17 protein-coding genes and 1 pseudogene are annotated in these 12,941 nt (G+C 44.0%); 6 read left to right on the top strand and 12 right to left on the bottom strand.

Going from position 1 to position 12,941, the window contains the following annotated elements:
- Positions 1–67 precede the first annotated feature (67 nt).
- Genes Q3W56_RS05200 through Q3W56_RS05185 form a run of 4 tightly spaced genes read right to left on the bottom strand, consistent with a single transcriptional unit; the run spans position 68 to position 1,937 of the window.
- Positions 68–235, bottom strand: coding sequence for a hypothetical protein (locus tag Q3W56_RS05200; RefSeq protein WP_019714083.1), 168 nt, complete (start codon positions 233–235; stop codon positions 68–70).
- Positions 235–1,035, bottom strand: a complete 801-nt coding sequence (locus Q3W56_RS05195) for an ATP-binding protein (protein ID WP_302894732.1) — start codon at positions 1,033–1,035, stop codon at positions 235–237. The genes Q3W56_RS05200 and Q3W56_RS05195 overlap by 1 nt, the downstream gene beginning before the upstream one ends.
- Complete coding sequence (locus tag Q3W56_RS05190) at positions 935–1,771, bottom strand: DeoR family transcriptional regulator (RefSeq protein ID WP_302894731.1); 837 nt, start codon at positions 1,769–1,771, stop codon at positions 935–937. Before Q3W56_RS05190 ends, Q3W56_RS05195 begins: the two co-directional genes overlap by 101 nt.
- Positions 1,758–1,937 (bottom strand): hypothetical protein, encoded by a 180-nt coding sequence (locus tag Q3W56_RS05185; protein ID WP_268398135.1) that lies wholly within the window; start codon positions 1,935–1,937, stop codon positions 1,758–1,760. The genes Q3W56_RS05190 and Q3W56_RS05185 overlap by 14 nt, the downstream gene beginning before the upstream one ends.
- 180 nt (positions 1,938–2,117) lie before the next feature.
- Between Q3W56_RS05185 and xre the strand changes: the two genes are divergently transcribed.
- Together xre and Q3W56_RS05175 are read left to right on the top strand one after the other, a co-directional pair.
- Positions 2,118–2,459, top strand: a complete 342-nt coding sequence (xre, locus tag Q3W56_RS05180) for an HTH-type transcriptional regulator Xre (protein ID WP_019714079.1) — start codon at positions 2,118–2,120, stop codon at positions 2,457–2,459.
- A gap of 161 nt (positions 2,460–2,620) precedes the next feature.
- Positions 2,621–3,217, top strand: a complete 597-nt coding sequence (locus Q3W56_RS05175; RefSeq protein ID WP_019714078.1) for an ImmA/IrrE family metallo-endopeptidase — start codon at positions 2,621–2,623, stop codon at positions 3,215–3,217.
- Between the two features lie 43 nt (positions 3,218–3,260).
- Here Q3W56_RS05175 and Q3W56_RS05170 read toward each other — a convergent pair whose 3' ends face one another.
- Entirely contained in the window at positions 3,261–4,097 is an 837-nt protein-coding gene (locus Q3W56_RS05170) for a manganese catalase (RefSeq protein ID WP_019714077.1), read from the bottom strand.
- 74 nt (positions 4,098–4,171) lie between these two features.
- A complete protein-coding gene (locus Q3W56_RS05165) occupies positions 4,172–4,774 on the bottom strand; it encodes a poly-gamma-glutamate hydrolase family protein (RefSeq protein WP_302894730.1) in 603 nt (200 codons plus the stop codon).
- Between the two features lie 106 nt (positions 4,775–4,880).
- On the opposite strand from Q3W56_RS05165, the gene Q3W56_RS05160 reads away from it, so the two are divergent.
- Positions 4,881–5,258, top strand: coding sequence for a PH domain-containing protein (locus Q3W56_RS05160; protein WP_302894729.1), 378 nt, complete (start codon positions 4,881–4,883; stop codon positions 5,256–5,258).
- A gap of 36 nt (positions 5,259–5,294) precedes the next feature.
- Here the strand turns inward: Q3W56_RS05160 and Q3W56_RS05155 are convergent, their stop codons facing one another.
- A complete protein-coding gene (locus tag Q3W56_RS05155) occupies positions 5,295–6,248 on the bottom strand; it encodes an N-acetylmuramoyl-L-alanine amidase (protein WP_302894728.1) in 954 nt (317 codons plus the stop codon).
- A gap of 122 nt (positions 6,249–6,370) precedes the next feature.
- On the opposite strand from Q3W56_RS05155, the gene Q3W56_RS05150 reads away from it, so the two are divergent.
- Positions 6,371–6,625: a YciI family protein gene (locus tag Q3W56_RS05150; RefSeq protein WP_302894727.1), complete on the top strand. Its 255-nt coding sequence runs from the start codon at positions 6,371–6,373 to the stop codon at positions 6,623–6,625.
- A gap of 31 nt (positions 6,626–6,656) precedes the next feature.
- On the opposite strand, the gene phrA is transcribed toward Q3W56_RS05150, so the two are convergent.
- The 3 genes and pseudogenes from phrA to Q3W56_RS05135 all read right to left on the bottom strand — a co-directional run.
- On the bottom strand, positions 6,657–6,791 hold the full coding sequence (phrA, locus tag Q3W56_RS05145) for a phosphatase RapA inhibitor PhrA (RefSeq protein WP_019714072.1): 135 nt from the start codon (positions 6,789–6,791) through the stop codon (positions 6,657–6,659).
- Positions 6,781–7,917 (bottom strand): response regulator aspartate phosphatase RapA, encoded by a 1,137-nt coding sequence (rapA, locus tag Q3W56_RS05140; RefSeq protein WP_302894726.1) that lies wholly within the window; start codon positions 7,915–7,917, stop codon positions 6,781–6,783. Before rapA ends, phrA begins: the two co-directional genes overlap by 11 nt.
- A gap of 179 nt (positions 7,918–8,096) precedes the next feature.
- A pseudogene (locus Q3W56_RS05135) lies at positions 8,097–8,304 on the bottom strand (ATPase); the annotation flags it as partial.
- Positions 8,305–8,494: 190 nt separating this feature from the next.
- Between Q3W56_RS05135 and Q3W56_RS05130 the strand changes: the two are divergent.
- The gene (locus Q3W56_RS05130) at positions 8,495–8,959 is read left to right on the top strand and encodes a DinB family protein (protein WP_268398113.1); all 465 of its coding nucleotides are present in this window, start codon (positions 8,495–8,497) and stop codon (positions 8,957–8,959) included.
- A 226-nt stretch (positions 8,960–9,185) separates the two neighbouring features.
- Positions 9,186–9,950, top strand: coding sequence for a sulfite exporter TauE/SafE family protein (locus Q3W56_RS05125; RefSeq protein WP_003245643.1), 765 nt, complete (start codon positions 9,186–9,188; stop codon positions 9,948–9,950).
- Between the two features lie 36 nt (positions 9,951–9,986).
- Here the strand turns inward: Q3W56_RS05125 and Q3W56_RS05120 are convergent, their stop codons facing one another.
- Positions 9,987–11,480 (bottom strand): UxaA family hydrolase, encoded by a 1,494-nt coding sequence (locus Q3W56_RS05120; protein ID WP_302894725.1) that lies wholly within the window; start codon positions 11,478–11,480, stop codon positions 9,987–9,989.
- On the bottom strand, positions 11,477–12,919 hold the full coding sequence (locus Q3W56_RS05115; protein ID WP_302894724.1) for a tagaturonate reductase: 1,443 nt from the start codon (positions 12,917–12,919) through the stop codon (positions 11,477–11,479). The genes Q3W56_RS05120 and Q3W56_RS05115 overlap by 4 nt, the downstream gene beginning before the upstream one ends.
- Between the last annotated feature and the right edge of the window lie 22 nt (positions 12,920–12,941).

Raw genomic sequence — 12,941 nt, 5'->3', positions numbered from 1 at the left:
CCATTGTTCAATGTTTTTTTCTGTTCGCTTCGCCCGAAACAGCAAAGCAATTAGAGCAGTCAGCTGTTTAATCATGGACATTCAGCCTCGCTTTTTCCGCTGTCAACATTCGCTCCAGCTTTCGAATGACCGGCGTTAAATCAGTGCCGGACCGGCAGTTCGGACATGGGTGAAAAACGGCTCCAATTTCTGTATGCTCCACAATGACTTTCTTTGTTTGACAAAGCTTGCACATTATCTGACACCCTCCAATCTATGATTCAGCTCGTACGCTGCCCCTTTGATAATCACTAAATAGTCGCTGCACATTTCGTAGATTCTTGTGCCGAGCGCTTCATCGACCCGTACAAGTGTTTCAATCGTCAGCTCGCTCGAAAGCAAAATCGGTTTATGATTTAAATAGCGGTAGTTAAGTACCGAATACATTTGCTCTAGCTGCCAATCTGTAGCACGGGGTTTGCCGTTAACCGGTTTGAACAGGTCATCTATGAACAGTACATCTGCCTGCTTCATTCGGCTCAGCTTTGCTTCCAAAAGATCAAAGTCATTTTTTAGATTAGTAAAGCCTTCCACGAACGGAAAATAAATGACCGGTACGTGGCGCGTTCTCATCAATTCATTGGCAGCAGCGGTCAAAAGGTGCGTTTTTCCTGATCCCGGCTGTCCTAAAAGGGCGATGCTGTTTTTCCGGCTGTCCTTGATTTGTTCATAATCGGCCACATACTCTTTTGTGCATTCAAACGCGTCTTTTATGGCCTGCGGCTTTGCCTCCGTGCGGAATTCTCTGAAGCCCAGCTGTCTAAAGGCGTAAGTAATCTCACTGGCACCAAGCAGCCGCTTCACTTTCCGTTCTGCCATGCAGCTGCACATCGTCCAGACTTCCATACCGTTCTGCCTGATGAGATAGCCTCCCTGATCCTTGCATCGCGGGCAATCATACCGGCTTGCGTCTGATTCGGCCGGTTTGTCCGCCGGTAATGGACGTCTCCCTTCTCGCAGTTCCTCTAAAATTTGCTCGATTGTTCGTTTTGTCATGTCTTTCCATCCTCTCATGTTGAATTGCAGCATTGTTTTTGGCCTGCTGCGCGAAAAATCGGTCTTCAATGAATTTGGAGCAGTAGCGAAAGGCCTTGATTGTTTCTGAAGCGGCGGTCCGCCGGTTTTCAAAGGCTTGAAAGCATTCCTCAAGCCATTTGATTGTTTGCGTGACAGGAACGCCGATGGCGACAATACGGGCGATGGCTTGATAATCTCTTGACGAAGGATACACGGTGCGCCCTTCTTGAGCCGAACGTAATTGTGTAAACCGCTTCGCAATGTGATCCACTGCATCATCAGCAGCAGTATTTACATTTGTATTATCTTTATCTGAGCGGACGTCTGTGTCCGGTGCCTGCGGCGAAAATGGCCGTTCCTTTATGCTCCGTTGTGCCATTTTGTCCGATCTGGAGCTGAATTTTTTAGAATGCTTTACAGAAATCACCAATCCGTATGGCGCGCGGACAGCCTTTATGTACTCATGGTTTTCGAGGATCTCCAGCCACCTTCTGACGGTTTTCTCACTCACCCCGAAAACAGCCGCCATTTCTCTCGCTTTTAACGGCTTATGGCCAAGTACGATTCCCCAGCTTACGCCGTCTTTTTCAATTTCTTTTGTTGTTGCGCTGATGAACCAGAGAAACAGCCATAGCGCCGGGCCGATTTTTTCATAATGTTCTGAATTCAGTAACCCTGAATAAGTAGGAAAAGGATAGCTTTTATCGGTTTTCATTGTACGCCGCTTCTCCTTTTAACATCATGTATGTTTGAAACTGTTCTTGCGTTTCAAAGTGGAACACCGGAAGGCCGCATGGGGTAAACGAAATAGTGCCGCCAGATTGTCCCAGATGGCGCTGATCTATAGGATTTTCACTAAAAACAATTTGGATTGGATACATGTGATATCACTCTCCTGATCTGTTTTCGATACATTTCGTATCAACTGTTACCCAGTATAAACGATACAAACTGTATCATCAAGTTATTTTTGATACTTTTTTTATCATAACTTTATTTTGATACAGATTGTATCTATAATCATAGGTAACTTAGGGAGTTTAAAAAAGAGAGGTCATAGTATGATAGGCAGCAGATTGAAGAGTCTCAGAGGGAAAAGGACACAGGAAGAAATCGCATCTCACATCGGTGTGTCACGGGCACGCTATTCCCACTATGAAAACGGGCGAAGCGAACCTGATTATGACACACTCCAAAAGCTGGCTGATTACTTTCAAGTAACGACTGATTACTTATTAACAGGGAAAGACAAAAAGTCCGATGACGATATGTTCTCAGATCCGGACTTGCAGATAGCATACCGTGATATGCAGGATTTTTCCCCAGAAAGCAAACAGCAAGCCATTGAATTTATCAACTATTTAAAAGAAAAAGAGAAAAACCGGAAGCCGAAAAATAAATAAATATTTCTCTGTTCTCTAAAACATATGAAAAATAAACCGATAAAAAGAAAAAAGTGTTTATTTCTTTAAGAAAAGGGAAATATTTCAACACACTTTTCAGTCCTATTAGGGCTTTTCTTTCTCGCTAAAAACAGAACACACGTTCGAAAGGGAGTATTCAATTGGGCGATTACTTATCACATCTGGAGGAATACGTAAAAAATCTATACAGCCGGCTGGGCATCACCTCCCCCCATCACATTGACATGCTGAAAATCGCAAAGGATCTGGATATATGGGTTCATTTTGAGGATATGGGGAGCATGATGGTCAAATACGACGGCATGTACAGTATTGTATTAAATCAGAGAAAATCACGGGAAGAGCAATGGGAGGATTTTGGCCATGAACTGTGCCACGTGTTAAAGCATGCAGGCAATCATTTTCAGATGAACAAGCTCTTCAGGGAACTGCAGGAATTTCAGGCGAATCAATTTATGTACCACTTCTGTGTGCCAACCTTTATGCTGTTGCAGATGGAACTGCCGCAATGGAGAAGCCAGGCGCTTGCCACAATCGCGGGGGTATTCCGGGTAACAAAGGAATTCGCTGAAAAAAGGCTTGAAATGTTTGAACGGCGTAAAGCAGGTATTCAATTTCAGAAGCGGCTCGCATACGTATTATCACACAAGCGGCCAAATGTGTACGAGGAAGGCGATCAGCAGCACTTGCAGGTCGCTGAAGAAAAAGCGTTATATCATATCGGCAAATACAGCTGATCAAAATGGGCTGGGAATATATATCCTCAGCCCGGCAGAATAACTAGCATTTTGACATTGGAGGAATCGTATTATGCACCCACATTGGCGCCGGTTTAAGATGAGGCGCAGGCCCGAATGCAATCGGGGCTGGAATATATCGAAATTCTCCCCGGCCGTCTAAGGCTTCGCCATGAGCCCATCTCCCCTGTGAGCTTTCATCCCCTCTGGAAAAGTTAAATAGGTCATAGGCCACTTCCCGTTTTTCGAGCTCACGCGGGAATGTTGTTGGAACGACAATATCCCGTTCTCTTTCTTCCAGCTCTTTAATAGCCGCATACCACATATTTTGATGATAAGTATCCCTTGCAATCAAAAATGACAGCATATCCCTTACCCCTGGATCATCGGTCATCGCATACAGCCGAGTCACCTGAAGGCGCCCTTGAGATTCAGCATTTAAATTTGCGCGAAAATCCGCGAGCAAATTTCCGCTTGCAATAATGTATTTTGCATTCCACGGATAGCCCTCACTATCTGCTGGCATTGCACCCAAACCGGACACAATCGCATGCTGAGGATTCATTCCTGACATTACTGCTGCAATGGCGGGATTGCTTTTATAAGCATCCTCCTGGACATCGGCCGGGGCATTATCCAGAAGCCTGGAAATCATCGTCGCCAACATCTCTACGTGTGCAATCTCTTCAGTGCCAACGTCACATAACAAATCTTTATATTTGGCGTCCGCCCTGCAGTTAAAGCCTTGGAACAAATATTGCATCATGACACTGATCTCACCGAATTGGCCGCCTAGTATTTCTTGAAGCTTTTTTGCATAAACCGGATCGGGACGTGCTGGCTTTGCTTGATATTGAAGCTCTTTAATATGATAAAACATATTCATTCCTCCCTACACTTTCGCACAACTCCAGTGTATGAAGGAATAGGCCGATTGTGCAGGTCCTGTTATATTTATTCATAAAAACCAAGCTTTATGGCTTCTACATATCGATAAAACAGATCGTCTTGTGTGTAACTTTCATCACGGCAGCCAAAATTGCGAAATAACGCCTTTCGCTGTGCCGTGCTTACTTCCAATTGCAGTCCCATTTTCCTCTTCGTACGATTGACAATATTTTTCGGATGGACACCTGCCAGCCGGTTTTTCTCACTCGTGAGCTCAGCGCTAAAGCCCGCTTTATTCAGCTGCTCACAAATGAGCTTGGCTTTTTTACGGTCCGCGCCTCCGACCAATGTATGCGGAGTTTTTGGATCATGATACCCATGAAATGCCAATGCAAAATGGTGGGCATTCACTTTTTCTAAAGCCAGCGGCTCGTCAAAACGAGTGCTTGTCAGGTGCAAGGAACGGTTGTTTCGCTGCTTCACCCCTTCAAACAAATAAATGGAACATTGATCGGAAAATGCCCGCACCAGCTCACTGACACCAGGCTCAATTCTCCCGCCGTGGGGGCCGAGGACGATAAGCTCACTTTCGTTTTTCTCCTCATAGATAATCCGGTACTCCGATTCAGAAGCAGAAAGGGCTGCAAAGCTGTCGTACATATCTTTCATTTTGAATGCTCTCCTTTACCAGTCAGCACCAGTTTACTCTAACCACTTATGTATGAAAACCTTTTTTATAGTATGATTTGATAGAATACGTATGAGGAGGTATATCATGGGATTTATTGATGGATTACTTGGCAATGCGTCAACACTGTCAACGGCTGCGGTGAAAGAAGAGTTGGCTCATATTTTACTCGATGGTGAGAATGTCGACGCCGCGTTTAAATTAGTTCGCGATTTAATCGTCTTTACTGACAAGCGGCTTATTCTTGTAGATAAGCAGGGACTCACAGGAAAGAAAACGGAATTTCAATCGATTCCGTACAAAAACATTTCTAGATTCAGCGTGGAGACTGCCGGCCGCTTTGACCTTGATTCGGAGTTGAAATTTTGGATCTCCGGCGCAGAACTTCCCGCTGTCTCAAAGCAATTTAAAAAAGACGAAAGCATTTATGATATTCAAAAGGTTCTTGCCTCAGTTTGTGTATAAGAAGAAAACGGAAGCTTAGCAGCTTCCATTTATTAATTACAGCTTTTCCTCTATTTTTGTTTTCGTTTTCGGACCGTAAATGCCATCTGCCGTTAATCCGCTGACAGACTGAAAACGTTTCACGGCATTTGCTGTTTTCGGGCCATAAACGCCATCAACGCCATGATTTTTCGCTCCTTTATCAGGGTAAAAATAAAGAGCAGCTAAAGCTTTCTGCACCTGCTTTACATTTGTCCCTTTCGTTAGCGGGCTTGTCACTTTAATCACTCCGGCTGGGAGCGGATAGGAAGACGCGGCATGGCTTTTTGAAGAAGATGCCGATTGAGGCAGCTTAATCACCTGTCCGACTTTGATATGATGTGGGTCAGTGATATGATTTATGTTTTGCAGCGTTTTCACACTGACACCATGCGATGCGGCAATACCGGACAGTGTGTCGCCTTTTTTCACATGGTATTCAGACGCCAAAGAAGAGACTGAAGCCTTTTTCGCTGACACAACTCCGTTTAATTCCTTTTCAATCGCCGCCTTCACTTGATCCCAGCGCCCCTCTGATAAAATACGGTGTGGGCAGTACTTTCCGCTCCAGTCCTGATGCTTTCTCACCCGGTCTATTCCCCAGCCGCGCTCTTTCAAAAGCTGAGCCACGAAAGAAATCGCCAAGGCTTCGGCGGCCTCATATTTTGGGCCTCCCGATTTGCTGTAGCAAATCTCAACGCCGATTGATTTGCGGTTTCCTGTACCGTTTGTGCCGTCACCCGTGTGCCAGGCGTTTCGGTTTAGCGGCAGACCCTGAATCACCTCTTTATCATCCACCGCAAAGTGAAAGCTTGTTGAGCTGGTGTTCCCAAGCATATAGCTGATTTCATTAGCCGCTGACGCATCGTTTGCCGTGTTGTGAATGGTAATGTATTCAGCGGACATCGCATTGGGGCACTTCAACGCATATTTTGCTTCAGAAACCAAATTTTTCTTCACTTGAATGCTCACCTATCATCTCTCCTTTTTCTTTTTCATCAAGAGGTGGCATTCGTAGGACGAAAAGCTCATATCAACCGTCAACGTTATATGGATAGTTATGTTAAAATAAAGTTCAATAGGAGGGGTATGAGATGAATACGTACTTAATGCTGACCACGAGAACAGATCAATTCAATCAGGAGCATGTAGCCGGCCATTATGAATTTTTGGATCGCTTACAGGCAGAGAAGCGCTTAAAAATGTTCGGGCCATTCAGCGACGGCACAGGCGGCGCCTACGTCATCGAAGCAGGTTCGCTGGAAGAAGCGGAGGAAATCGGACATGCAGACCCTCTGGTGACAAGCGGATCTTCTGAGCTAACCATAAAAGAATGGAAGCTGAAATAAAAAAGACCCCTGAGGGTCTTTTTTGTCATCATCATGTTTGATTGCGTGCCGCAATGTGGAATGTATTCCCCTCTGTGTCTGCTGTTTCTCCTGCATGGACCATCACCTGAGTAAAGCTAAACCCAATCGCAACGAGCAACAAACCTGACATCCATTTAAATTTCATATAAACAATCTCCTCTCTGGATTTGTTTTTGTGCATGCACCATTTTCTCATAAAATGAAAGTGCTTTTTCGGGCTGTCCATTTTCTATATAGAATTGGGCAGCATCATGCGCCAGCTCTTCAATATAAGGATACAGCATATGTGCTTCAAGGAATTGAAAGGTGTGTGAGACTGATTCTGTGTCAATGTTTTTCGCGTATAACGCATGTAGAAATTGAAAAAGCTCCACAAATAATTCATCACTGTATTGACGAGCGATTTCCAATCCTTCGCGATACTGTTTTTGCGCTTCGGCATCATTTTTTTGTTTATACAGAACCTGTGTTAAAGAGTAGATAGAATGCGGAAGATTATCGAACTTTTCCGACTTGCAAATAGAAACAGATTTCTCAAAGTATTCGGCTGCCTTTTGCAGTTCACCCATTTTCTCATAGCAGTTGCCGAGATTGTACAGGGCTGAACTGATCAGGCGGGGGTTGCCTTCTTTCTTTGCAAGATCTAAAGCCAGTTCTAAGTGGGGCAATGCTCTTTCTGGATACTGCATATCATCATAATTTCCAGCAATAACGAATTCACATTGGATTCTGCGGACGGTGTAGGTTTCATACATTTGGTAGGTTTCTAATGCCTGAACGGCATAGCTCATCGAAACATAGGTTTGTTTTAAATTGTAAAAAATCTCGGCCATTTTAAAAGCAAACTCGGCCTTCTCAATATCATCCGAGACAAGGGCAAGATTCTTTTCTGCCCGTTTATAATACTTCATGGCACTGACAAACATTTTCTGCTTAAATTCATACATTCCTCGAAAAAAATTAAAGTAGTAATCGAGAAGCCCTGTCAGCTTGTACTGATTCCCTTCGATGTCTTCTAATAATTCTGAAAACTCCAGCTGCGACGTGTCCTCTCCTAAAGGCTTAATGTAATCCAGCATGACACGATGTCTGAACTCCATTAAAGAATAATACAGCAGCAAATCTTGATCTTCTTCCATATCCTCGATTTCTCTTTCTACTTCGAGCTTAACCCGTTCGGCTTCAGCAACGTGGAACTGCCGGATATGGGTATACCATTCATTAATTTTAAGCCCGACATAAGAGGACGGAATCGTCTGCTTCATCCTCAATTAATCCCCCCTTTTGAGTTACCCGAGATATGTCATATTTTATCATATTTACAAGAAAAAGAAGAACGCAAAAAGACCGCAATTGTCGAATTTCGGCTAACCGCAACAAAAAAGCGCGGTTTTTTCAACAACCCGTGCTTTCTTTTAACGAAAACCTTTCCATTCAGCTCCTCTGCCGGCTTTTTCTTTGCCTCCGTCATGTCTTTCACCATGGTTTCAATATGATGATTTCCTTCTTGGTGCCACCTGAAGGGCTGTCATATAATTCTCCCAGCTGTGCAATGGAAATTCCTTCTGTAAGCTTTGCGGCGTTTAATATTTCTCCTCTCCTTCACTTAAAAAGATGTCAAAGACTCTCATTTTCATAAATTCCAGCTGCAGCTCTTTCATTCTCTTTTTCTTCTTACTGACAAATGGAAGGTATGTGTGTCATGTTTATACCCCATTTCATCTATTGTGAACGTTAAATATACAGACATAGCATTTTGTTTCATCCTACAGCATATTGCTTGTGAATTGATAACCGTTGATATAGGATGTCATTGCACCATAATTTTCACATATGGAGGAGATCCTATTGAGCCAATCCAATCAAATTGTCAACCATTTTTTATCCCATCGGAACGTGACCAATGAGCTTGCTGAAAAAATCAGCAAAGACCATTACGGCTACAAACCGGCTGAAACGTCTATGTCAGCGGAAGAGCTTGTCAAACACATTCTTACGTCTTTCCACTTGTTTGCAAATGTCATTAAAGAAGGCAATGCTTCACCCTTTCAAAACAAGCAGGAAGAAACAGAAACAGATCTCAATGTTCTGGCAAAAACATATACAGAAAAAACGGTCGCTATCCTTGAACAGCTGACTGAAGAGCAACTGGATAGAGAAATTGATCTGACAGCCACTTTCGGCAGAAAAGTCACAGGCAGCGCCCTGCTTCAGCTTGCAATGGAACATGAAATTCATCATAAAGGCAACCTATTCGTTTATGTGCGGGAAATGGGCCACACGGAGCTTCCTTTCTATCAGCAGCGTATGTAATGCAAACGAGAAAAAAGATACCTGATTTGAGGTATCTTTTTTTTATGCCTGCGCCTCACTTCCAGATTTCGTCCAGACACTCATTATAGGTCAAATGAATAAAGATATTGAGCAAACCAAAATTTCAAGGAACTAACGCGCGAAAATTCAAAACATTTAATTGATTAACACGACCTAATCATATATAATCTGATAAAAATAGTCGGGTTTTCAGGAGGCCTTTATCATGAGTGTAAGCATCATATTGATGGGTTTGTTTGTCGGAGCCTTAGTCGGATTGACGGGAGTGGGCGGAGCGGCCTTATTAACTCCTCTTTTAATTGTGCTTGGCATTAATCCTTCCATCGCGGTCGGTACGGATCTTGTATATAACTCGATCACAAAGCTGTTTGGCGTTGCCTCCCATTGGCGGCAGAAAACAATTAACTTTAAATTGGTAAAATACTTAGCCATCGGCAGTATTCCGAGTGCGTCGCTAGCCATTGGCATACTGCATTTGTTCCCCGCCTTTCATCAGCATCAGGAAGAAATTATTAAGCACGCTCTTGGCTATGTGTTAACACTAGTTGCCATTTCAATCATCGTTCGTTTGTTTTTGGATAGAAAACTTCGCCCGAACCGCTGGCAGCTGATGCCGCTTGAAAATAAGCGGGCGCTGACGATTCTTATTGGTGTCGTGTTCGGGTTTATCGTCGGATTAACTTCAATCGGTTCGGGGTCATTATTTGCAATCGCCATGATTTACTTATTTAATATGAAAGCGTCACAGATTGTCGGAACCGATATCGCGCATGCTTTTCTTCTCGTTACGGCAGCAGGCATTTTGAATGCAAGCTTCGGAAGCGTAGATTATATGCTGGCAGCTAATCTGCTTCTTGGCTCAATTCCAGGCGTGCTGATCGGAAGCCATCTCTCGCCTCGATTCTCTCCGCGCCCGCTGCAATTTATTATGGCGTCCATCATTTTGGTCAGCGGCTTAAAATTGATCTAATGAAAAAGGCTATCCTCCGGAGGATAGCCTTTTTCATTATAACGTCACACCCGATTTAAAAATGGCAAGTTCCCTGAAATCATTTTTTTCATGGTTCACAAGTTGACCGCTGGCCACTTCAATCATATAGTGGATAAACTCCCGCAGCACAAATTCCTCATGCACATCATCCTCTGCTAAAAGACCTGCGTTAAAATCAATCCAATGCGGCTTCGCCTCGTACAGCTCGGTGTTTGTCGCTACCTTCACTGTCGGGACAAAGGTGCCGAACGGCGTGCCTCTCCCCGTTGTAAAGAGGACAATTTGGCAGCCCGCCGCTGCTAATGCGGAGGAAGCGATCAAATCATTTCCAGGCGCGCTCAAAAGCGTCAGCCCTTTTGTCTTGAGCACTTCGCCGTATTTCAAGACATCCGCAACAGGAGAAATTCCCGCTTTTTGCGTGCAGCCCAGCGATTTATCCTCAAGCGTAGAAATACCGCCTGCTTTATTGCCTGGTGAAGGATTTTCATACACCGGCTGATCATGTTTTATAAAATATTGTTTAAAATCATTGATTAAATGGACAATTTTATGAAACACCTCTTCATTGACAGCCCGCTGCATCAGGATGGTTTCCGCTCCGAACATTTCCGGGACTTCCGTCAGCACCGTGCTCCCTCCCTGTGCGATGATATAATCTGAAAAACGGCCAAGCAGCGGGTTTGCCGTTATGCCGGAAAAACCGTCCGAACCACCGCATTTCAGTCCGATTTTCAGTTCAGACAACGGAATATCTTCTCGTCTATCTCCTTTAGCGGCTTCATGAATCTCCTTCAGTAAAGCAATGCCTGCCTCCATTTCGTTTGTCACCGACTGGGATTCGAGAAACTTCACCCGATTCAGGTTCACGTCCTGCAGTGCTTGCTTCATTCCTGCCAGCTCATTGTTTTCACAGCCAAGCCCTAACACCAAGACACCGCCGGCATTTGGATGGCGAATGGCATTCAGCAGAATTTGCTTCGTGTTTTCGTGGTCGTCGCCAAGCTGCGAGCAACCGTATTGATGTTTTAACACGAGCACGTTATCGAATGGAGCAATATCCCCCATTTCTCTGACAAAACGCTGGAGCATTTTTTCAGCTATCCCATTGACACAGCCGACAGTTGGCACAATCCATAATTCATTGCGTACACCGGCATCTCCGTTTTCTCTTCTAAATCCTTTAAACGTTCGGTTCTCATTTGAGTACGGATTTTCATCAAATCTCGGTGTATAGCTGTATGTTTGGATATCAGACAGGTTTGTTTTTGTATTATGGACATGAATATGCTCTCCGATCGATATATCTTGTGATGCATGCCCGATTGGAAACCCGTATTTGATGATGCTGTCGTTTTCTTTGATAGGCTGAAGCGCAATCTTGTGGCCTCTTTTTATATCATCCTTGACTTCAATCGACATGCCATCCGCATTCAGCCGCTCTCCCTTCGTGATATCCCGCAGAGCAAGAAGAACATTGTCTTGTTTATGAATCTTTATACATGACTTCATCGTACCTCTCCCCTTTGTGTACAGCATCGTTCAAGAGCCCGCTGCATGCCCAGCTCATGAATATGATTCAAGCCATCAGCGACTCTGTCAGTCAGCCCCGGTATCTCGTTCAGATCTGCCCCCCACAGCCGCTCTTCACCTAACACCCTTGAGGCAATACGAAGCATGTCTCCATTCTCCTGATGCCACACCTCTTTGAAAAATTGAAAAACAGCTGGATCATCCTGCAATTTCTGGTTTCCCTGATAAAAATACAGAAGAGCGCTGAAAGAAAACACCAAGCGTTCAGGAAGCTGTCCCTTCTGTGTAGCATATTCCTGAATGGTCGGCAGGTTTCTTGTTTTGAATTTGGAAACGGAGTTCAATGCAATGCTTTCTAGGTAATGCTTAATATACGGGTTTTTGAAGCGATTCAGCACATCATCAGCATATTGAGAAAGCCCTTCCATTTTTAAAACAGGAAGAATGTCGTCAGCGATCATCTCTCTAATAAACTGCCCCACTTCCGGATGCTCGACAGCATCCCGCACAGTTTTCAAGCCGTATAATAAAGCAACTGGCGTCATTGCCGTATGAGCACCATTTAAAATTCTCACTTTTTTAATTCGGTAAGGGGTCAGGTCGCTGACAATCTTTGTATGAAGCCCGGCAGCTGCAAAAGGCAGTTCTTCCCCAATCCAATCCGGCCCCTCGATTACCCATAAATAATACTGCTCTCCCACAACTATCAGTTCATCTTGATAGCCCAAATCTACAGTAATCTCATCAATGCTGTCGACAGGAAAGCCCGGGACAATGCGGTCTACTAAACTATTACAAAACGTGTTGGCATCATATATCCACTGTGTGAACCCTTCTTCCAGCTTCCATAGTTCTGCATAATGAAGGATTGTTTCCTTCAACTTTTCTCCATTATTCTCGATCAGCTCACATGGGATTAAGACACAACCTTTTGTCTGATCTCCTTTAAAGGCTTGATAGCGAAAGTAGAGAAATGCCGTTAATTTCCCAGGGAATGTTTTTTGCGGCCGATCCTCTAAACGATCTTTTTCATCACATACGATACCGGCCTCAGTGGTGTTAGAAATGATAAACCGCAGCTCTTCGCTTGAAGCCAATTCTTTAAACGCTTCATAATCTGAAAATAGATCAATTCCACGGCTGATTGAGTTGATAATCATATGTTCGTTTACCGCTTCCCCGTCTTTCATTCCCTGTAAAAAAAGCGTGTACAAACCATCTTGCTGATTTAACCTTTTGATTTTCTCTGACCCTCTTGGCTGTACAACTGCGACGCTTCCATTAAAATCAGTGTGTTGATTCAATTGATCAATTTGCCAATCGACAAACCCCCGCAGAAAGTTTCCTTCACCGAATTGGAGAATTTTTTCAGGATACTGAGTATAGTGATCGTACACATTTTTATTTAGCTTCTGCACCTTCATTGCCTCCCTCTCTCAC

Origin of the sequence: Bacillus sp. C28GYM-DRY-1 (assembly GCF_030519405.1) — a bacterium.
Classification (GTDB): Bacteria; Bacillota; Bacilli; order Bacillales; family Bacillaceae; genus Bacillus; species Bacillus spizizenii_A.
This window is presented reverse-complemented; position numbering and strand designations above follow the sequence as displayed.